At 54.4% G+C, this 20369-nt stretch carries 22 protein-coding genes, 2 tRNA genes and 1 pseudogene; 18 read left to right on the forward strand and 7 right to left on the reverse strand.

Annotated elements, in window-relative coordinates; all coding sequences use genetic code 11:
* Positions 1–40 precede the first annotated feature (40 nt).
* The 5 genes from AYT24_RS03545 to AYT24_RS03565 all read right to left on the reverse strand — a co-directional run bounded on the left by AYT24_RS03545 (position 41) and on the right by AYT24_RS03565 (position 2150).
* On the reverse strand, positions 41–979 hold the full coding sequence (locus tag AYT24_RS03545; protein WP_010932441.1) for a class I SAM-dependent methyltransferase: 939 nt from the start codon (positions 977–979) through the stop codon (positions 41–43).
* Positions 980–988: 9 nt separating this feature from the next.
* Positions 989–1513, reverse strand: coding sequence for an HIT family protein (locus tag AYT24_RS03550; protein ID WP_010932442.1), 525 nt, complete (start codon positions 1511–1513; stop codon positions 989–991).
* Between the two features lie 141 nt (positions 1514–1654).
* Positions 1655–1738: transfer RNA gene (locus AYT24_RS03555), tRNA-Leu, on the reverse strand.
* 26 nt (positions 1739–1764) lie between these two features.
* Positions 1765–1846: transfer RNA gene (locus AYT24_RS03560), tRNA-Leu, on the reverse strand.
* 34 nt (positions 1847–1880) lie between these two features.
* Positions 1881–2150, reverse strand: coding sequence for a hypothetical protein (locus AYT24_RS03565; RefSeq protein WP_164926924.1), 270 nt, complete (start codon positions 2148–2150; stop codon positions 1881–1883).
* 15 nt (positions 2151–2165) lie between these two features.
* On the opposite strand from AYT24_RS03565, the gene AYT24_RS03570 reads away from it, so the two are divergent.
* The 18 genes and pseudogenes from AYT24_RS03570 (at position 2166) to AYT24_RS03655 (ending at position 19052) form a co-directional block, all read left to right on the forward strand.
* Complete coding sequence (locus tag AYT24_RS03570; protein WP_010932444.1) at positions 2166–2759, forward strand: phosphatase PAP2 family protein; 594 nt, start codon at positions 2166–2168, stop codon at positions 2757–2759.
* Positions 2756–3808, forward strand: a complete 1053-nt coding sequence (locus AYT24_RS03575; protein WP_226986857.1) for a ferrochelatase — start codon at positions 2756–2758, stop codon at positions 3806–3808. The genes AYT24_RS03570 and AYT24_RS03575 overlap by 4 nt, the downstream gene beginning before the upstream one ends.
* A gap of 17 nt (positions 3809–3825) precedes the next feature.
* The gene (locus AYT24_RS03580; protein ID WP_226986858.1) at positions 3826–4413 is read left to right on the forward strand and encodes a tetratricopeptide repeat protein; all 588 of its coding nucleotides are present in this window, start codon (positions 3826–3828) and stop codon (positions 4411–4413) included.
* Between the two features lie 55 nt (positions 4414–4468).
* Complete coding sequence (locus AYT24_RS03585) at positions 4469–4720, forward strand: hypothetical protein (RefSeq protein WP_010932447.1); 252 nt, start codon at positions 4469–4471, stop codon at positions 4718–4720.
* A 215-nt stretch (positions 4721–4935) separates the two neighbouring features.
* Positions 4936–5367: an NADH-quinone oxidoreductase subunit A gene (locus tag AYT24_RS03590; protein WP_010932448.1), complete on the forward strand. Its 432-nt coding sequence runs from the start codon at positions 4936–4938 to the stop codon at positions 5365–5367.
* 27 nt (positions 5368–5394) lie between these two features.
* On the forward strand, positions 5395–5964 hold the full coding sequence (locus tag AYT24_RS03595) for an NADH-quinone oxidoreductase subunit B (RefSeq protein WP_010932449.1): 570 nt from the start codon (positions 5395–5397) through the stop codon (positions 5962–5964).
* Positions 5965–5993: 29 nt separating this feature from the next.
* Positions 5994–6515: an NADH-quinone oxidoreductase subunit C gene (locus tag AYT24_RS03600; protein WP_010932450.1), complete on the forward strand. Its 522-nt coding sequence runs from the start codon at positions 5994–5996 to the stop codon at positions 6513–6515.
* A gap of 33 nt (positions 6516–6548) precedes the next feature.
* Positions 6549–7751: an NADH-quinone oxidoreductase subunit D gene (locus AYT24_RS03605; protein ID WP_164926925.1), complete on the forward strand. Its 1203-nt coding sequence runs from the start codon at positions 6549–6551 to the stop codon at positions 7749–7751.
* A gap of 47 nt (positions 7752–7798) precedes the next feature.
* Positions 7799–8878 (forward strand): NADH-quinone oxidoreductase subunit NuoH, encoded by a 1080-nt coding sequence (gene nuoH, locus AYT24_RS03610; RefSeq protein ID WP_010932452.1) that lies wholly within the window; start codon positions 7799–7801, stop codon positions 8876–8878.
* Positions 8879–8932: 54 nt separating this feature from the next.
* Positions 8933–9583 carry a 4Fe-4S binding protein gene (locus AYT24_RS03615; RefSeq protein WP_010932453.1) on the forward strand — a complete coding sequence of 217 codons (651 nt, stop codon included), beginning with the start codon at positions 8933–8935 and terminating at the stop codon, positions 9581–9583.
* 40 nt (positions 9584–9623) lie between these two features.
* On the forward strand, positions 9624–10145 hold the full coding sequence (locus AYT24_RS03620; protein ID WP_010932454.1) for an NADH-quinone oxidoreductase subunit J family protein: 522 nt from the start codon (positions 9624–9626) through the stop codon (positions 10143–10145).
* Between the two features lie 9 nt (positions 10146–10154).
* Positions 10155–10478, forward strand: a complete 324-nt coding sequence (gene nuoK / locus AYT24_RS03625) for an NADH-quinone oxidoreductase subunit NuoK (RefSeq protein WP_010932455.1) — start codon at positions 10155–10157, stop codon at positions 10476–10478.
* A gap of 52 nt (positions 10479–10530) precedes the next feature.
* Positions 10531–12795: an NADH-quinone oxidoreductase subunit L gene (nuoL, locus tag AYT24_RS03630; protein ID WP_164927227.1), complete on the forward strand. Its 2265-nt coding sequence runs from the start codon at positions 10531–10533 to the stop codon at positions 12793–12795.
* A 45-nt stretch (positions 12796–12840) separates the two neighbouring features.
* Complete coding sequence (locus AYT24_RS03635) at positions 12841–14478, forward strand: complex I subunit 4 family protein (protein WP_010932457.1); 1638 nt, start codon at positions 12841–12843, stop codon at positions 14476–14478.
* 38 nt (positions 14479–14516) lie between these two features.
* On the forward strand, positions 14517–16052 hold the full coding sequence (locus AYT24_RS03640; protein ID WP_010932458.1) for an NADH-quinone oxidoreductase subunit N: 1536 nt from the start codon (positions 14517–14519) through the stop codon (positions 16050–16052).
* Positions 16053–16253: 201 nt separating this feature from the next.
* Positions 16254–17702: pseudogene (locus AYT24_RS03645) on the forward strand (nickel-dependent hydrogenase large subunit); the annotation flags it as partial.
* Between the two features lie 13 nt (positions 17703–17715).
* Positions 17716–18405, forward strand: coding sequence for a Ni/Fe-hydrogenase, b-type cytochrome subunit (gene cybH, locus AYT24_RS03650; RefSeq protein ID WP_010932460.1), 690 nt, complete (start codon positions 17716–17718; stop codon positions 18403–18405).
* A 122-nt stretch (positions 18406–18527) separates the two neighbouring features.
* Complete coding sequence (locus tag AYT24_RS03655) at positions 18528–19052, forward strand: HyaD/HybD family hydrogenase maturation endopeptidase (protein WP_164926926.1); 525 nt, start codon at positions 18528–18530, stop codon at positions 19050–19052.
* 24 nt (positions 19053–19076) lie between these two features.
* On the opposite strand, the gene folE is transcribed toward AYT24_RS03655, so the two are convergent.
* A complete protein-coding gene (gene folE, locus AYT24_RS03660; protein ID WP_010932463.1) occupies positions 19077–19751 on the reverse strand; it encodes a GTP cyclohydrolase I FolE in 675 nt (224 codons plus the stop codon).
* Complete coding sequence (locus tag AYT24_RS03665) at positions 19711–20160, reverse strand: 6-carboxytetrahydropterin synthase (RefSeq protein ID WP_010932464.1); 450 nt, start codon at positions 20158–20160, stop codon at positions 19711–19713. The genes folE and AYT24_RS03665 overlap by 41 nt, the downstream gene beginning before the upstream one ends.
* Positions 20161–20369 lie beyond the last annotated feature (209 nt).

A 20369-nucleotide genomic window follows, 5' to 3' on the forward strand; every position in this document is an offset into this window, starting at 1 on the left:
AGGGCAGCCCCTTTGCGGCTGCCCTTTGTATTGCTGGCGACTATCGCTTCATTCTGACCGCGCGGACGATCATGCTTGAGGCTCGTTTCGGATTGCGTCCCGCCGCGAGCGATTTGGCGGCGCGAACGCCCGCCCGCGCGATTCCGCTGATTCCGAACGGTTTTCCGTTGATCGAGCGCTCCAGCTTTTCGCTGTACCAGACGTTGTAGAGTGTGTCGGGTATCCATCTGCCTATGTTAAGGATTGACAGACCGTGCTTTTCAAGCAGCTTCTGGAGCGTGTCGGGCGAGAAGTGGTAGAGGTGGCGCGGAGCGTCGAGGGCGATCCAGTTGGGGCCGTAGCCGCGAGCGTCGAGGCTTTCGATGTTGGGCACAGCGATGATGAGCTGGCCGTCTGGCCTCAGCAGCTCGCGGGCTTGGTCGAGCGCTTCGCCGATGCGGTGCAGGTGTTCGAGCGCATGCCAGAAGATGATCCGGTCGAATCGGCGGCTGTCGAAATCCGCGTCGCACAGGTCGGGTTTTGAAATTCTGAGTCCGGCGCGTCTTGCCGTGGATGCGGCTTGCCGGTCGGTTTCAACGCCGAAGAGGTTCGTCAGCGGAACGCCGAAATCGCCCCGAATTCGCAAGAGCAGTCGTCCCGTTGAGCATCCGACTTCAAGCACCTGCGTCGCGTCGGCAGGCTTTTTTATCCCTTTCATTACCATGCTCGCTTTTCCAGCCATAAGAACATCGCTGATCGCAAGATAACATTGGTCACGCAGCGAGCGGGAGTTGGTTTGGTTCAGGAAAGGGTCGTAGGCTTCTGCAGGGTAGTGGGTCGCCATCTCGTCCGGACCGGGCCGTGGGTTGAGCATGACGAGGCCGGATGCCGATGATTGCACGAGTTGCCAAGGCTCGCCGTGCAGGTTAAATCGGTCGAGGGCTTGCAGAAAGGGGGTGAACTCCCTGCTTCCAGTGATTGGGCAGGGGACGGTTTCCATTTTCCGGAACTACGGCTTTTTCGGTTCGCTTTGAAGCTTCTTGATCGCCTCGCGGAGTTGGATGTAGGTCTGGCGCAGGTCGTTCGAGAGCACCTTGGTTTCGCCGAGCACCGGCATGAAGTTGGTGTCGCCTTCCCATCGGGGTACGATGTGGAAGTGAATGTGCTCGTCAATGCTACCTCCCGCAACCCGCCCGAGGTTCGCGCCGAAGTTGAACCCTTGCGGTTTGATGGTCATTTTCAGCGCCTTCATGCAGAGGTTGGACATGTTGAAAATCTCGACCATCGTTTGAGCGTCAAGATCGCCAAAATCCGGTGTCTGCAAGTAGGGGATGACCATCAGGTGGCCGCAGTTGTACGGGTAGAGGTTCAGGATGGCGAAGCAGAATTCACCCCGGCAAAGCACGTAGCGCTCCTCGTCCTGTTCGGGCGGAATGTCGGCGAACACCGATTTGCCCTCCTCTGGAGTGAAAGGCTTTTCTTCCTTGAAGGTCTGCATGTAGACGTCGCGCCACGGTGAGTACATTCTTTGCATAGGGAATTTCTGCTAATCTGTTGCGCTATCCGGTTGCTGCGTTTATCCCGCCAAGTCGGGACAGTGATGATTATGAGAGTTTCCGGGAATGCCCTAGTGGCAGGGAAAAAAGATGCATTGAAAAACCAGAATGCCGTTGTGTACCAAAGGTGGGACTCGAACCCACACGAGCTTGCGCCCACTGGATTTTGAGTCCAGCGCGTCTACCAGTTCCGCCACTTTGGCATGAGATTCAATGAACAGATGAACAGTGCGAGAGAAGGGACTCGAACCCTTACGCCTCACGGCACTAGTTCCTAAGACTAGCGTGTATACCAATTTCACCACTCTCGCTTCATGAAGCGCTAATATACGTGGTTTCAGGATATTATAAAGATTTTGATCGAATTTTCCCGATTTTGTCCCGATGAGGGAAAAAATCCTTTTGGATGCGATTCCAGCCAAAACCGGGATCGCTACCCAAACAGATTTGCCTGGTTTCAGATGGCGATTTCGAGACCGTAAATCTACGAATCAATGCCTGCAAAAGCTGAGGCAGGCGCGGGTTCGCTTCGGCGTTCTCCTGTTTTCGCTTTCTCAGGGAAAGGATTATCTTCATTAGCGCTTGAAATGCGCCATCTGGATCATTCACCATCATTTTGCCTGGTTTTTAATGCAGCTCGATACACGCCGGTTCGCCTCTCTGGTCTCATGGATCATCAGTCCTGTCGTCGTGGCCCCGGCAGTTTATCTGCTTATTGTTCTGTATCGTTATTCGGCTACATCCAGTCATCTCGACTGGTTTCTGGTGCTGTTTCTTTCGGCCACGATTGTTCCGATGTTCCTGATTTACGGACTCAAGAAGATCGGCCGGGTTTCGGATTACAATATCACTTTCCGGGAGCAGCGATTCCTGCCGCTGCTGGTGCTGGTTGGGGTCAATCTCGTTGGCTACGAGCTGATGAAGCAGCTCGACGCGCCGCGATTTCTCTCGGCGATTCTGCTTTTCAATGCCGTCAATACGGTCTTCATCCTCTTGGTCACGCTTCAGTGGAAAATCAGCATTCATCTCTTTTCCCTGACCTCGTCTATCGCGCTGCTCGTGCTCTCCTTCGGGCTGCCCGCGCTGGTGTTGCTCTGCTTCGTGCCGCTCCTGATGTGGTCGCGCATTTATCTCAAGGCCCATAACTTTATGCAGACGCTTGTTGGCAGCATCATCGGTTTTCTGCTGATGTACGGTGAATTCAAATGGTGGCTTGCACTGTGAGTAAACGGCGTTACAGCGTGGTGCTGGTGACATACGGGGAGGTCGAGAAGCTTTCAGTGCGCGCGCTCTGGCCGAGTTCCCGGAAGATCATCGAGGTGATTACCCGCAAGATCGTTCCCCTGCCGAAGCTGCTTCTCTACATGATTGCCGATTACCGTTCGGCTAAGCACTATCTTGACTGGAAGCTGCACTGCTACCGCTCACGACTGGTGGAGATCAATCGCAGGCAGGCGCTTGGCGTGGAGGCAGCGCTCCGGCGCAATCCGCGATTTGCCGGAGAGAACGACGAAATCGAGGTGGCTGACGCATACTATTTTGTAAAGCCATATCTCGAAGAGGTGCTTGATCGCTTCTGGAGCCGTTCGTATGGGATTGTTGTTGTGCCCATGATACCGGTCGAGTCTGCCTTTTCGTGCGGCCCGGCGTGCCAGATGGTGACCGATCACTTTGGCGAAAATCATCTTGGCCTGGTAAGAGTGGTGCGCGGTCTCTGGAAGGACGATGAACTGCATCGTCTTTATCTGGATCACCTGTTCTCGTCGCTTCCGGCAGCGTGGCAAGGGGCAAAGGGCGGTGAGAAACAGGGACTTGTGCTGGTCATTCACGGCACGATCGTCAAAAATCGCAAAGGTGAAAAGCCCTCCGTTTTTACCGGCCTCGATGAAACGATGGAGTTTTTCCGGCTGATGAAAGAAAAAATCATGGCCGATCCCCGCAACGTGTTCGGCGAAGTGAAGCTCGGCTGCCTGAACCACAGCAGAGGGGGAGAGTGGACACCCGAAACCGTCGAACTGGCGCTCGACGAGTTTGCCCGTGAAGGATTTCGTTCGGTGGCGATGTTTCCTTTCGGCTATTTTGCCGACAACAGCGAGACCGATTACGAGGCCAAAAAGCTGCTCGACCGTTCGTCCGCCGACCGGAAGCACTATATTCCCTGCGTGAACGATTCACCGGTGTTCGCCGCGTGGCTGGCGTCGAGGATCGCCACCGAGATCGAACGGCTCGACGTCCAGCGCGAGGTTTTCAGCGATGGCCCGTCAAGGAAATGAACAAACAACAGCAGAGCATGAATACCAATAGATCTGCTCAGGAGATGAGCGAAACGTCGCCGGAGTACGAGCAGAAGTACCAACAGGCGATTGATTGTATCGAGAATCAGGAATACGGCCAGGCGATTTCGATACTCGACGAGCTTGCCGGGGAAGCGTCGCGCGACGCGAAGCTGCGCTATGCGCGCGCCGTGGCGCTGCTTTCCAACGGGGAGTACCGGCGCGCGGGCACTGACCTTGCGTTCACGGTTGCGCTCGACCGGTCGAATCTTGAGGCGTACCGGCATCTTGGTTTCGTTCTGCTGACCATGGGCAAGGAGGAGGCGGCCATCAAGGTGCTCGAAGAGGCGCTCCGGCGTGATCCCTGTTTCGTGGAGGCGTGGTGTGTGCTGGCCGATGTCCACATGGATCTCGGTGAGCACGACAAAGCGCTCGACGCGCTCGACAGGGCGCACGAGCTTCAGCCCGGCAATGCCGAGGTGCACTGCAAGCTGGCCATGTACTATATGTCGCGGGGAGACATGCGCGGTCTTCGAGCCGAGTACGAGGTGCTTAGGGAGATCGAGCCGGACGTGGCTGCCCAGATTGCCGAGCTGCTGCCGTGATGTATGGTAAATAATATGGCAGGGTCTTGAACTCACTCAAAACAATCAGATTGCGATGAAACTGTTTCCGGACGAAGACAAAAAAAAGAATTTCATGAAACGGGGGCTTCCGGTCGTTCTTGCGGTTGTCTGGACGCCCATAATCTGGATGGTTCTGGCGGCCTTTCTCGGGCCCGCGATGGAACGGGTCATCGGCGTATGGCAGGTGACTGTTGCTATACTCGCCGTTGCTACATTGTTGGCAATGGTTGCGCTGATCCGGTTGTTTAAAACGCTCGGTTTAAAAATATTTGACAATATCGGTTGATTTTTTAATAAAGATCATTTATTTGTCGCCTTTGCTTTAAAAAAAACGGATTAGGTGAATTTTGCGATATTTGGTCTGCCCTGAAAAAATCAGCTTTTTATCTGAAGATTGAGAAGATTTTTTTATATTGGCGGCACCTGATTTAGCGGCCCTTCAAGCCTGTCAGAAAAAGGGAACTTGTTACTCCCTTTACCAATAAAGTCAAACAACAGAACATGGATCAGACGTTAAGCGGTTTCGGTACCGTATTCGTGTTTCTCGTACTCGGTATTGTGTTCGTCGTAGGTGGTTACCTGACGGCGAGAATGCTCAGGCCGAGCAGACCCAACCCCGAAAAGAATTCTACCTACGAGTGCGGCGAGCATGCTGTCGGCAGCGCGTGGGTCAAGTTCAATATCCGATTTTATGTCGTTGCCCTCATTTTTATCATTTTCGACGTTGAAGTCGTCTTCCTCTATCCCTGGGCTACGGTTTTCAAACAGCTTGGCGCTTTCGCGCTGGTTGAAGTGCTGATTTTCGTCGGTATTCTTGTACTCGGACTTGTCTATGCCTGGGTCAAGGGTGACCTGGACTGGGTTCGCCCGACTCCAAATATCCCGAAAATGCCGGAGATGCCTGTTCGTCGCTCCGGCAAGGCGAACGGATAATCTTTCAATCATCATCGATTTTACGCTATGGGTTTGCTTGACGCCAGAATATCGAACCGCAACGTGCTGGTGACTTCGGTTGACAACGTGATGAACTGGGCTCGCCTCTCCTCCCTTTGGCCGATGGGTTTTGGTCTGGCCTGCTGCGCTATTGAGATGATGGCCACCAACGCTTCGAACTACGATCTCGAACGTTTCGGTATTTTTCCTCGTTCGTCGCCCCGCCAGTCTGACCTCATGATCGTGGCCGGAACGGTCACCATGAAGATGGCCGAGAGGGTGGTGACGCTTTACGAACAGATGCCCGAACCGCGCTATGTGCTGTCGATGGGAAGCTGCTCGAACAGTGGCGGACCCTACTGGCATCATGGTTACCATGTGCTCAAAGGTGTTGATCGTATCATTCCGGTCGATGTGTACGTTCCCGGCTGTCCTCCGCGCCCCGAGGCGCTGATCGGCGGCCTGATGAAAATCCAGGAGCTGATCCGGATGGAGGGACTTGGCATTTCTCGCCAGGATGCCCTGAAGAAGCTTGCAGGAAAGCGTGTTGATCCGCAGCAGGTGATCGACCAGGTTCGCAAGTCGGCTACGGCATAACCACTATTATCTATCAAGAATTCAAGGGAATGGAAGAAGCAGCAAACCAGATGTCGCCAGCGGTGCAGCAGAGCAAAGCCGCTTATGATAATATAAAGGAGCGATTTGGCGATGCGATATCGGAGTTCGACGCCAATCCGACCATGCCGTTCTTCGAGGTGCTTGATGTCAGCAAGTGGGTGGACATTGCGCTTTACATGCGTGACAACTCTCTTCTGCAGTTCAACTACCTTGCCTGCCTGTCGGGCGTGGACTATCCCGAAGAGCAGAAGCTTGGCATCGTCTGCAATTTGGAGTGCATCGGCAAATACACCCACAAGATTGCTGTCAAGGTCAAGTGTCCGCGTGATGGCGGCTCGATTCCGTCCGTCTCGTGCGTATGGCACACCGCGAACTGGCACGAACGCGAAGCCTACGATATGTACGGCATGGTTTTCGAAGGGCACCCCGACCTGCGAAGGATCCTCTGTCCGGAAGACTGGACCGGTTTTCCGCTTCGCAAGGATTACCAGGTTCAGGAGACCTATCACGGCATCAAGGTTCCGTATTGACGCCATAACCCGTAAACAAGCATTTTCCGAGTCATGCAGGAATTAGGCAAAGCTGAAACGAACTCCACCAGGATCATCCGTCAGGACGACAAGCGCGTCACTATCGAAAAGGATCTCGATACCGAACATATGGTGCTCAGCATGGGGCCGCAGCACCCGTCAACGCACGGCGTGCTCCGTCTCGAATGCATCACCGACGGTGAAGTGGTCGTCGAGGCCGAGCCGTACCTCGGCTATCTCCACCGCTGTTTCGAGAAGCATTGCGAAAAGATTGACTATCCGGCCATCGTGCCCTATACCGACAGGATGGACTACCTTGCCGGCATGAACAACGAGCTGGCTTACTGCATCACCGTCGAGAAGTTGCTTGACATCGAAATTCCCCGCCGTGTCGAATTTATCCGTGTCATCGTCGCTGAGCTGAACAGGATCGCTTCGCACCTGGTGGCCATTGGCACTTACGCTATAGACCTTGGCGCTTTCACACCGTTCCTCTTCTGCTTCCGCGATCGAGAGCACATCATGAGCCTGCTCGAATGGATCTCCGGTGCGCGTATGCTCTATAACTATATCTGGATCGGTGGTCTTGCCTATGATGTTCCTGCCGATTTCAAGACGCGTGTTGCCGAGTTTGTCACCTACTTCAGGCCGAAAGCCAAAGAGTTGTACCAGCTCTTGACAGAGAACGAGATTTTCGTCAAGCGCACGTACGACATTGGCATCATGCCTGCCGACGTAGCGATCAACTATGGCTGGAGCGGTCCGATGCTTCGTGGTTCCGGCGTCAAGTGGGATCTGCGCCGCAACGATCCCTATTCGGTCTATCCCGAACTTGATTTCGATGTTCCGGTACCGGACGGCAAGTTCTCCGTTGTCGGTGACTGCCTGTCGCGCCATCTGGTTCGCGCGCTCGAAATGGAGGAGAGTCTCAAAATCATCGAGCAGTGTCTCGACAAAATGCCGGAAGAGCCGAACTTCAACTCGCGGGCGCTTATTCCCAAGAAGATTAGGCCCAAGGCTGGCGAGGTCTATGGCCGTGCCGAGAATCCGCGTGGAGAGCTTGGCTACTACATCGTCAGCGATGGAAAATCGACCAGCCCGGTGCGCTGCAAGGCCCGTTCGTCGTGCTTCGTCAACCTGTCGGCGATGAAGGATCTTTCGAAGGGGCAGCTGATTCCCGATCTGGTGGCCATCATTGGCAGCATCGATATCGTGCTGGGTGAAGTTGACCGCTGACCGTTTTCAAGACAACACTTTTATTTCAAGAAGGTTCGCCTATTGATATGAGTTCATCACCATCTCTCAATACCTGGTCCGACGCCCTTTCAGGTTTCTCCATCGGCTGGTTTCCGCTCGGGCTGGTTATCGTTGCGGCTATTCCGCTCGTGTTCATCGCACTCTACGCGCTGACCTACGGTGTGTATGGCGAGCGCAAGATTTCAGCTTTCATGCAGGACAGGCTTGGTCCTATGGAGGTTGGTTTCTGGGGTCTTCTGCAGACGCTTGCCGATATTCTGAAGCTTCTCCAGAAAGAGGATATCGTGCCGACCGTGGCCGACAAATTCCTTTTCGTGATCGGCCCCGGCATCCTGTTCGTTGGTTCGTTCCTTGCCTTTGCAGTCTTGCCCTTTGGCCCGGCCTTCATCGGCGCAGACCTGAATGTTGGTCTGTTCTACGCTGTCGGCATCGTGGCTATCGAGGTGGTCGGTATCCTTGCCGCCGGCTGGGGTTCGAACAACAAGTGGGCGCTTTACGGCGCGGTTCGCAGCGTCGCCCAGATTGTCAGCTATGAAATTCCTGCTTCCATCGCTCTCCTGTGCGCCGCCATGCTGGCCGGCACTCTGAGCATGCAGCAGATTATCCTGATGCAGGCCGGCCCGAATGGCTTCCTGCACTGGTTCCTCTTCACCAATCCGATCGCGTGGCTGCCTTTTCTGATCTACTTTATCTCCTCGCTTGCCGAGACCAACCGCGCACCGTTCGATATTCCTGAGGCTGAATCCGAGCTGGTTGCTGGCTACTTCACCGAGTATAGCGGCATGAAGTTCGCCGTGATCTTCCTGGCCGAGTATGGCAGCATGTTCATGGTGTCGGCGATCATCTCCATCGCGTTCCTCGGCGGCTGGACTTCGCCGCTGCCGAACATCGGCGGTCTCGAACTGAACACCATGACCAGCGGTCCGGTTTGGGGTGCCTTCTGGATCATCATGAAAGGATTCTTCTTCATTTTCGTGCAGATGTGGCTTCGCTGGACGCTTCCCCGACTCAGGGTTGACCAGCTCATGTATCTCTGCTGGAAGGTGTTGACGCCTTTTTCCCTGGTTTCATTTGTGCTGACAGCCATCTGGGTGATCAACCATTAATCGTGAGGCTGGCTCAAGAGAGAATACAAAGGCAAGCAAGACGAACAACAAACTATGAGTGAGTACTTCAGCAATATAAAGACCAGTGTGACCACCATCGCGACCGGCATGGGCATCACCCTCAAGCACTTCTTCAATGCGGTCAAGCGCAAGGGAGATGCGGGTATCGACGATGCCGACTATTTTCGCCAGGTTGACGGTCTGTGCACCTTGCAGTATCCGAAGGAGGCGATTCCGACGCCGCCGCATGGCCGTTACCGGCTGTATTGCAACATCAACGACTGCATCGGCTGCAAGCAGTGCGAACGCGCCTGTCCGGTGGAGTGCATCACCATCGAAACCATCAAGACGACCAGCGATGATCTGGAAGCTTGCGGCAAAACCTCCGGCGGACAGCAGAAGCGCATGTGGGTGCCGGTTTTCGACATCGATTTGGCCAAGTGCATGACCTGCGGCATCTGCCAGAGTGTTTGCCCGACCGACTGCCTCTATCATACACCCGTCGCCGACTTCTCGGAGTTTGACGTCAGCAATATGATGTACCACTTCGGTAACCTCTCGAAGATCGAGGCCGAAGCCAAAAGGAAAAAGCTTGCCGAACAGCAGGCCCAGGCGGCAAAGGAGAAAGCCGCGGCTGGCGGCGCTCCGGCACCGAAACCGGCTCCAAAGGCCGCTCCGCAGCCGAACCCGGGCGACGCCCGGTAAGCATCCGGAAGGAATTGATTACCAACAAGTGCAGATAACCATGAATCAACTGACCATCGCCATCATCTTCTACATCTTCGCGGCCGTTACGGTACTGTCGGCGGCGTTTGTGGTCTTTTCGAAAAATGTCATCTACTCGGCATTCTCGCTGCTCTTTACCTTTTTCGGTGTCGCGGCTCTCTATGTTTTTCTGAGCGCGGACTTCATCGCTGTGACCCAGGTGGTCGTCTATGTCGGCGGCATTCTGGTGCTCCTGCTTTTCGGTGTTATGTTCACCAACACCATCATGTCAACCGAGCTGAAGGCTGACGTGCTGAACGTCGTGCCAGGCATTCTTCTGACGCTGCTCCTGATTGTTGGTATGCTTTTCACCTTCTACACAACCGGAAGCTGGATGCCGGGTGAGATGCAGCTCAATGGCAGCGTGGTGCAGAGCATCGGTCTTGAAACCATGTCGCGCTACATGCTGCCGTTTGAAATGTTCTCCATCGTACTGCTGGTCGCCCTGCTTGGCGCTGCTTACCTGGCCCGCTACGACAAGGCAAACAAAAAAGAACATTAAGGAGTCTTCATGCTAACGCAACAGTTACTGTCGATCGGCGTCAACCATTTTCTGACCATTTCAGTCATTCTTTTCGGTCTGGGCATGTTTGCCGTCATGACCCGCAAAAACGCCATCGTTATCCTGATGGGCGTCGAGCTGATCTTGAACGCGGCTAACATCAACTTTCTGACCTTTTCGAAATACAATGGCGGCATGGAAGGGGTGATGTTCAGCCTTTTCGTCATTGTGCTGGCTGCCGCCGAAGCCGCTATCGCACTTGCGATCGTGATCAATATTTTCAAGACCTTCAAGACGGTCGATGTATCCAGCGTGGACACCATGAAGGAGTGATCCGCCCCGGTAAAACACTTATAGCTGCAAATTCTTTGTAAAACGAAACATGATGCACAGTTTAATCCAGTTATCCATCGCTGTCCTGCTACTGCCGCTGCTCTCGTTTGTGGTGCTGATATTTTTCAACCGCAGGCTCCCGCGTGGTGGCGATTTCGTTGGCGTCGGTCTGCTTGGCACGACGCTGGCTATAGCGCTGTATATCTTCTGGACGGTGATCGTTCAGCACTACGATCCGGCCTTCAGGCTTGCGTGGGATTTCACCTGGCTTGATTTTGGCAATGTCCCCGGCGTCGGACCGCTGCAGGTCAAGATGGGTATCGTGATTGACAACCTGGCGGCGATCATGCTGGCAATGGTTTCGCTCATCAGTTTCCTGGTGCACCTCTACTCGACCGGGTATATGAAGGGGGAGATGTATTACGGACGCTTTTTTGCCTATCTCGGCATCTTTACCTTCTCGATGTTCGGCATCGTGCTTTCTGACAACCTCTTTTCGATCTACATCTTCTGGGAGCTTGTCGGTCTTTCGTCTTACCTTCTGATCGGTTTCTACTTCCACAAAGACAGCGCCGCCGACGCGCAGAAAAAGGCCTTTCTCACCAACCGTGTTGGCGACATCGGTATGTGGCTCGGCATCCTGATTCTCTATTCCCAGTTTCACACCTTCGGCTACCAGGAGATTTTCAACCATATCAAGAATGGCGACTTCCACATGTCGCAGGCTTGGCTGACCGCCGCCGGCATTCTGCTCTTCATGGGCTGCGTCGGTAAATCGGCCCAGTTCCCGCTGCATGTCTGGCTTCCTGACGCCATGGAAGGCCCGACTCCGGTTTCGGCGCTCATCCACGCGGCAACGATGGTTGCGGCTGGCGTCTATTTTGTGGCCCGTATCTTTGTGCTTCTGACGCCGGATGCGCTGCACGTGATCGCTTTCATCGGCGCATTCACCGCTTTCATGGCGGCAACCATCGCCATCACGCAGTTCGACATCAAGCGCGTGCTGGCCTATTCGACCGTTTCACAGCTTGGTTACATGGTGCTCGGTCTCGGTGTCGGCTCCTACTCCGCCGCGCTGTTCCATCTCCTGACCCACGCTTTCTTCAAAGCCTGCCTCTTCCTCGGTTCCGGCGCGATCATCCACGCGATGCATCACGAGCAGGACATGCGCTGGATGGGAGGCCTGTACAAAAAGATGCCCTGGACGTTTGTCACTTTCAGCATCGCCACATTGGCGCTTGCCGGTCTGCCGCTAACCAGCGGCTTCCTTTCGAAAGATGCGATTCTGGCCGGTTCGCTCGGCTTCGCGCAGGCCGAGGGCGGCGGCATCTACTATCTCGTGCCAGTGTTTGGCTTCGGTGCCGCAGTGCTGACCGCCTTCTATATGGGCCGTCAGATATGGATGGTCTTCTTCGGCGAGAACCGTACACATCTGAAACCGAAATCGGCGCACAGCATGGATGATCATGATGACGGCGATGTCGATCACATTCATGACGCTGCGCACGGTGGTCACGATCATCATCCGGTGCACGAGGTTGCCTGGAACATGAGGCTTCCGCTGGTTGTTCTTGCCACGCTCTCTGTCTTTATCGTCTTTTCGCCTGATCCGCTTGATGGCGGCAAGGGCTGGTTCATGCACCTGGTGCAGACTCCGGCCACGGTTGTCAGCGTTGCCGAGATGGCGCACGAAGGCGCGCAACTTCACGCTCCGGAAGCTGGCAAGTTGCTTGCTGAGGCGCATACGGATACCCAGCATGTCGAAGCCGCCACATCGCGTGAGGCTGAAGGGCAGCATGGTCCTGTTTTCGCTGATCCCCGTCAGGCTGAGATTGCTCACATGACGCACGCCAATCACTACACGGCGATCAAGCTGTCGTCGATCATGGTGGTTATCGGTATCGGTATGGCGCTCATTGTCTATGTTTTCAGGATTATCGATCCCGACAAGACGGCGCAGGCGATTCGTCCGCTTTACCTCTACTCGTTCAACAAGTGGTACTGGGACGAGATTTACGACGCAACCATCATCAAGGGCTCCATACTGATCTCGAAGATTCTTGCCTGGTTCGACACGAACATCGTTGACGGTCTTGTCAACGGCGTGGCGACGATCTTCAGGAAGTTCGCCTTCTTCAATGGCGGCGTTGACAAATATGTAGTTGACGGACTGGTCAACTTCACGGCCTTCACCGTCCAGACGACCGGCGCGGTCTTCAGAAAGATTCAGACGGGCAAGGTGCAGACCTATCTGGTCATGGTGGTTTTTGCGGTTCTGGGCTGGTTCGCCCTTTACTTTGCGCACCTCGTCAAATAACCGAACGATTTAATTTTTACTCTCCGAACATAACAGGTATTGAACATGCTGAGCTTCATTGTATTTCTGCCGATCATTGCCGGACTTGTCATTTTGGCTGTGCCCTCGTCGCAGAAGCAGATCATCAGGATCGTCTCGCTCCTGGCTGCTCTCGGCCAGGGCGTGCTCGCCGTCCTCATCTGGCGCCATTACGACCCGACGATGGCGGGTATCGTGGCCGCTCCCGGTGGATCGCCTGTCGGCTCCTTCCAGATGATCGAACGGATTCCGTGGATTTCGCTCGATCTCGGCTCGTTCGGCCCCCTGAACATCGAGTATTTCCTCGGTGTTGACGGCCTTTCGATCACGATGGTGCTGCTGACCGCCCTGATTTCAATTATCGGTGTGCTTTCCAGCTGGCCGATCCAGAAGCAGGTCAAGGGCTACTTCATCCTTTACAACCTGCTCAGCACGGCCATGATGGGCTGTTTCGTGGCGCTCGATTTCTTTCTTTTCTACGTGTTCTGGGAATTGATGCTTCTGCCGATGTACTTCCTCATCGGTATCTGGGGTGGTCCGAACCGTGAGTATGCAGCCATCAAGTTCTTCCTTTACACCCTGTTTGGTTCGGTGTTCATGCTGCTGGTCATGATTGGCCTCTACTTCAGCGTCACCGATCCGCTCACTGGCCATCACACTTTCAGTCTTGTTGCCATGGCTGACCAGGCAAACTATATCAAGGGCACGATTCTTGGCCCTGACAGCGTCACCTGGAGATATGTTGCCTTCATTGTGCTCTTCGTCGGCTTTGCCATCAAGGTTCCGATGTTCCCTTTCCACACCTGGCTGCCTGACGCGCACGTTGAGGCTCCGACTCCGATCTCTGTCATTCTGGCCGGTGTGCTGCTGAAGCTCGGTACTTACGGCATGATGAGGATCAACTTCCCGCTCTTTCCTGAGGTTTACCAGGCAGGCCTCTATGTGATTGGTGTGTTTGGCGCGATCAACATCATCTACGGTGCCTTCTGCGCTCTGGCCCAGCAGGATCTGAAGAAAATGGTTGCTTATTCGTCGATCAGTCACATGGGCTATGTGCTGCTCGGCCTGGCTGCGGCCAACACCGAAGGCATGATCGGCGCGCTCTACCAGATGTTCAACCACGGCACCATCACCGCTATGCTTTTCCTTCTGGTCGGCGTCATCTACGATCGTGCTCACGCCCGCCAGATCGACAAGTTTGGTGGCCTGGCTACCTATATGCCTGTCTATACCGGTTTCGTGATCGTCGCATGGTTTGCCTCGCTTGGTCTGCCGGGTCTCTCCGGCTTCATCTCAGAGGCGCTCGTATTTGTCGGCGCGTTCAGCGCTCCCGTTACTCGTCCGATCGCTATGGTTTCGGTGCTCGGTATCGTTTTCGGCGCGGCCTACCTGCTCTGGTCGTTGCAGCGGATGTTCCTCGGCAAGCGCAAGCCGGACGCTTTGTACGATCTCGAAGTTGATGTCGATGGACACGAGCATATTCACTTCCATGACTGGAAAGGCAAGCTCGATCTCGATGCCCGTGAACTGACCATGCTCGTGCCGCTTGTGATCATCGTCATTGCGCTCGGTATCTATCCAATGCCGGTTATGGGTCTCATTACGACCAGTGTCAACAAACTTGTCCAGGTTCTCACTCCGGTTGCCATGTCGGCCGTGCATTGATTTGGTGTTCCGTTTAAAAGCATAAACGTTGGAGAAATATGTTTGAAATGCCATCAGGCGCTGAAATACAGAGCATCATCTCGATCCTCAAGGGTGGTGCCGGATATTTTGTCCCTGAAATCTATTTGTCGGCGCTCTTTATGGTGCTGATACTGCTCGATCTCATCACGGGGAAAAAGAATCGCGGATTACTTGCCACGGCTACCATCGCCGGTTTGCTCGGCAGTGTCTATTTTATTTTCAAGCAGCAGACGATGCCGGAGGTTCAGTTCTTTTTCGGCATGTACGCGCTTGACCGCTTCGGTATCTTTTTCAAGTACTTTTTCGTGGTCTCCGGCGTTCTTGCCGTGCTGACCACCGTGATCGACGAGCAGCTCAAAAAGCACGAGTCGGGCATGGGTGAGTACTATGCGCTGCTGGTGGCTATGGTGGTCGGCATGATGATGATGGCATCCTCGACTGATCTGTTAATGATGTTCCTTTCGATGGAGCTTGTTAGTCTTTCGGCTTACGCGCTGACCGGTTACCTGAAGCGCGAACCTCGCTCCTCGGAAGCGGCCCTGAAATACCTGGTGTACGGCGCAGTCTCCTCGGGAATGCTCCTGTATGGCTTCTCGCTCTTGTACGGTATGACCGCCGAAACCAATCTTACCCGCATCAGCATGGTGCTTGCCGCGCATGGCTACGATCCGCTGGCGATGATACTTGCCGTGCTGCTCATCATGGCAGGTCTCGGCTACAAGATGGGCGCGGTACCGTTCCACTTCTGGAGCCCCGACGTTTACGAGGGCGCACCTACTCCGGTCACCGCCTATCTTTCGGTTGCCTCCAAGGCTGCCGGTTTCGCCATGCTCATGCGTTTCTTTTTCGTGGCTGTGCCTCACGGCTTCGATATGTATGTCAGCCCGCTGCACATTGACTGGCTCTCGATCCTGATACTGGTCTCCGCGGCTTCGATGATCTACGGTAACGTCGTGGCTATTTGGCAGAAGAACGTCAAACGTCTGCTTGCTTACTCCTCGATCGCCCACGCCGGTTATCTCTTGCTCGGCATCATCACCATGGATCAGCTCGGCACACAGGCGGTTCTGGTCTATCTCGCCGCTTATCTCCTGATGAACTATGGCGCTTTCTATGTGGTGATTCTCATCGCCAACCACACCGGAAGCGAAAACCTTGATGACTACAAAGGTCTTGGCAAAAGAATGCCGTTGCTCGGTGCTGCCCTGACGGTGTTCCTCATCTCGCTGGTCGGTCTGCCGCCGACCTTCGGCTTCATCGGCAAGCTGATGATCTTCTCAGCGCTGCTCGCCAAAGGCAGCCTCTTCATGTGGCTGGCTCTGATCGGTATCCTGACCAGTGTTATTTCGCTCTATTACTACATGCTGATTCCGCTCAACATGTATCTGAGAGAGTCGAACACTCCCGAAGAGGGCGTGATCGCGACCGGCATGGGCGCGAAGATCGTCACCGCTTCGCTGATGATTCTGACGTTGTGGTTTGGTCTGTTTTTCCAGCCAATTGCCAACTATGCAAGATATTCAACGTCTATTTTCGGAGCGTTTCTGAACTGAACGGTCTGACATAAACGCTTTTTGACGGCCTTAAAAAACCTGGTAAATCTTTTTGATTGCCAGGTTTTTTTATTTGAAGCTTTTTGATTAGTTAATAAATTTCTGAAGGGTTCGTGATTTTAATAATAACAATTGTAAATCATATTTACCTGTTATCTGGCGACGTTCATCCGGTACAGGAGGAAAGATGCAGGCGAAATCCTCATCAGGAATCTGATGAACGCCACGCAGCAGACGCAGGACCATCTGGTGCACTTTTATTACCTGCATGCCCTTGACTGGGTTGATGTGGTCAGCGCATTGAAGGCTGATCCCGGCCAGGCTTCTGCGATCGCGCAGAGCATTTCGGCTTGGCCGAAGTCCTCGGTCGGCTACTTCAAGGATTTGCAGAAGCGCCTCGTGGCTTTTGTCGAAAGCGGTCAGCTCGGCATCTTTTCGAACGGCTACTGGGGCCATCCTGCCTACAAATTGCCGCCGGAGGTGAACCTCATCGCCGTGGCGCACTACCTCGAAGCGCTCGATTTCCAGAAAGAGATCGTCAAGATCCAGACCGTCTTTGATGGCAAGAATCCGCATCCGAACTATGTCGTTGGCGGTATGGCCTGCGCGATCGATCCGAACAGCGATACGGCGATCAACATCGAGCGTCTCAACATGATCAAGAAGATCATCGACGAGACGCAGACCTTTATCGATCAGGTTTACATCCCTGACCTCATCGCCATCGCCGGATTCTACAAGGAGTGGCTTTATGGTGGAGGTCTTGGCAACTTTATGAGCTACGGCGACTTTCCGGAGACCACGCTCGACGATTACGAAAAGCTTTTGTGGCCGCGCGGCATCATCATGGGCAAGGATCTTACGACAGTGCTCGACGTCGATCCACGTGATATGTCTCAGATCAAGGAGGAGATCGCCCACAGCTGGTACACCTACAGCAATGGCAGCGATCAGGGTTTACACCCGTGGGAAGGGGAGACCAACCCTAAATACACCGCTCCGAAGCCACCGTTTGAGTATCTCGATACGGACAAGAAGTACAGTTGGCTCAAAACGCCGCGCTGGAAAGACCAGCCGGTAGAGGTCGGTCCGCTGGCCAGCGTGCTGGTAGCCTACGCGAAGGGTGATTCGATGATCAAGGATACGGTCGGTATGGTGCTTTCGAAGCTTGAAGTCGGCCCCGAAGCACTCTATTCGACCCTCGGACGAACAGCCGCGCGCGGCATCGAGTGCAAGCAGACCGCCGGCTTCATGCGCCACTTCTACGACGAGCTGGTTGCCAACGTTAAAACCGGTGATTACCAGACCTTCAACAGCGAACGTTGGGAGCCCTTGACCTGGCCAAAAGAGTGCAAAGGCTTTGGCTATACCGAAGCGCCGCGCGGCTCGCTCGGTCACTGGATCAGGATCGAAAACGGCAAGATCGGCGACTATCAGATCGTGGTGCCATCGACCTGGAACGCTTCACCGAGGGATGGCCGTGGCAACTCAGGCGCGTACGAAGCTGCCTTGAAGGGCACGCCGATGCACGATCCCTCGCAGCCGCTTGAGATCCTTCGCACGGTGCACTCGTTCGATCCTTGTCTTGCCTGTGCGTCGCACGTGTTTGACATGAATGGTAACGAGATTACGAAGGTAAGGATCGTTTAATACGGAGGTTATCATGGGACGGATTATTGAGGAAATCTATGTGTGGCGCCTGCCGGTCAGGCTCTACCACTGGGTCAACGCCTTCAGCATCGCGGTACTGCTTGGCACTGGTCTGTATATTGCGTACCCCGTGTTGGCCGCACCGTCCGGTGAGGCGGTGTTTCACCACGGCATTGCGACCTGGCGGGGCGTGCACTTTGCGGTGGCCTTCGTGTTCATCGCCAACTTCCTGTTCCGGATGTACTACGCCCTGATGGCCCGGGACGACCAGTATGCCCGTTTCGGCGGTTTTCAGCCCTGGAAACCCTCGTGGTGGGGCAAGCCTTTCAAGGAGCAGATGGCAGCGTACCTTTTCCTTCGCAAGGGTGAGCCGGACTACGTCGGCCATAACCCGGTGGCTGCGCTGACCCACTTTCTGTTTATCTTCTGCGGTTCAGTGTTTATGATTGCCTCGGGACTTGCCATGTACGGAGAGAACAACCCCGGCGGCCTGAGCGAAACGCTGTTTGGCTGGATGCTTCCACTTTTTGGCGGAAGCTGCAACTTGCGATTTGCTCACCACCTGATGGCTTGGATTTTCCCGTTCTACATTCTGGTGCACCTGTACGCGGTGTTCCGCCACGACATCGTCGATCGCAGCAGCGTGACCTCTTCGATCATCACTGGTTACAAGCACAAGGTTGAGAATGAAGCAGCGTTGTAATTGATGATCGAAAATGAAGCATTGATAACTGGGGCGGGCCGTGTGTCCGCCCTTTGGCTGTTCAGTAAACCGAAGCTCGAATGCTTTTTCCATAACTTTCATAATCTTTTAGTTTTTCCCCTGTGAAAACAATCAACGTAGTCGGTCTTGGCAATATTCTTTTCGGTGATGAAGGTTTCGGCGTGGAGGTGGTTCGGGCGCTGGAGGCTTCCGGCGATTGGCCGGAAACGGTGCAGTTCGTGGATGGTGGCACGCAGGGACTCTACTTGCTCGATTATTTCGAGTCATGCGATGCCTTGATGGTTTTCGACTCGATCATCCCGGTTGAGTTCGAGCCGAAGGTCTATTGCTATCGTAAAGAAGAGCTACCCGCTTTCATTCACCGCAAAATGTCAGCTCATCAGATGGGTCTGAGCGAACTGCTCGCCGTGGCCCGGCTGCATGGGCGGGAACCGTCGGAGATCGTGCTCATCGGTGCGCCACCGCACGATCTCGGACTGGGCAACCCTCTGAGCGAGCCGATGCTCCGGCATCTGGCGCGGGCCGTCGAAACGGGACGCGAGTTGCTTGAAGAGTGGCTGGTAAAAGTAAAGGCATCCGGTTTCCCTTGCGTTGCAGGGGATATCCGGATGCCTCATCGCTTTTAGCTGTAAAGAAATGCTGACGTGTGGTCAGTGGTTGCCGATCAGGCGCAGGAACTCGCTTCGGGTAGACTGGCTGGTCATGAAATCTCCGGACATGGCGGAGGTTGTCGTCACCGCGTTCTGCTTCTCCACGCCGCGCATCACCATGCACATGTGTGTCGCTTCGATTACCACGGCCACACCGCGCGGGTTGAGCACATTCTGAATGGCGTCCCTGATCTGCTGGGTTAGCCGCTCCTGTACCTGCAAGCGCCGCGCGAACACCTCGACGACTCTTGGAATTTTCGATAAGCCCACGATCTTGCCATCGGGAATGTAGGCCACGTGCGCCTTGCCGAAGAAGGGGAGCATGTGGTGTTCGCACATCGAGTAAATATCGATGTCCTTCACCAGCACCATCTCGTCGTACGACTCTGTGAACACCGCTTTTTTGAGCAACTGCTCTGGATCCTGCCGGTATCCCTTCGTCAGGAATCGCAGGGATTTGGCCACCCGCTCGGGGGTCAGGAGCAATCCTTCGCGCTCCGGATCCTCGCCAACCCCTTTCAGCAAGCTGTATACGGCGTCGGTCATCGACCCGAGCACCTCCTCGTCACGATCATGCGACTCGTCGAAGCACTCATCGAGATCGCATTGCGAAAGTCGTGATTCTGCAGATCGGTTATTCTCCACGGTAGGTGACACTGTTTTTTCCTGTTTCATGTATTATGACTTCATGGAGGCTAACCTCCTGTTTGGTAATGGTTTTCAGCCGGGAATCGAGAATCTCCCAGACGATGACGGCAAGAATCTCTGTTGTCGGGACGTGGCCTGCAAGTTCGTTGACCTCATGGTTCAGATGCCGGTGGTCGAACCGTGCCACAATCTCCTCTTCAAGAATTTTCTTTAGCTCCTTGAGATCGAACAAATAACCGGTTTTCCGGTCAATGATGCCCGATAGGGTGATTTCAAGCAGATAGTTGTGCCCATGTCCATACTTACCAGAACATTTTCCATAGAGCTGCTGGTTTTCCTCGTCCGATAGCTCCGGATTGAACAGACGGTGGGCGGCATTGAACTCGATTTGGCGTGTAACGTAAATTTTTCTCGGCTTTTCGACGATGTCGTTCATCAAGGGTATCGCTGGTGTTTCATTGACTGTCTTCCAGCATCTGCCGGATGACGGGGATTCGATGTGATTTTTCAGTTTAACCCGGCCTGCCAGTTATAAGTTTCAGCGTTCAGACAGCTGAAAACACCATACTCTTCAGCGTTTGGTGACAACGAACGATACAACATCTGGTGGTGGAAATGAAACGGTAAAAGGGGAATGCTTGTTGT

It is taken from the genome of Chlorobaculum tepidum TLS (assembly GCF_000006985.1).
In the GTDB taxonomy this organism is placed as follows: Bacteria; Bacteroidota; Chlorobiia; order Chlorobiales; family Chlorobiaceae; genus Chlorobaculum; species Chlorobaculum tepidum.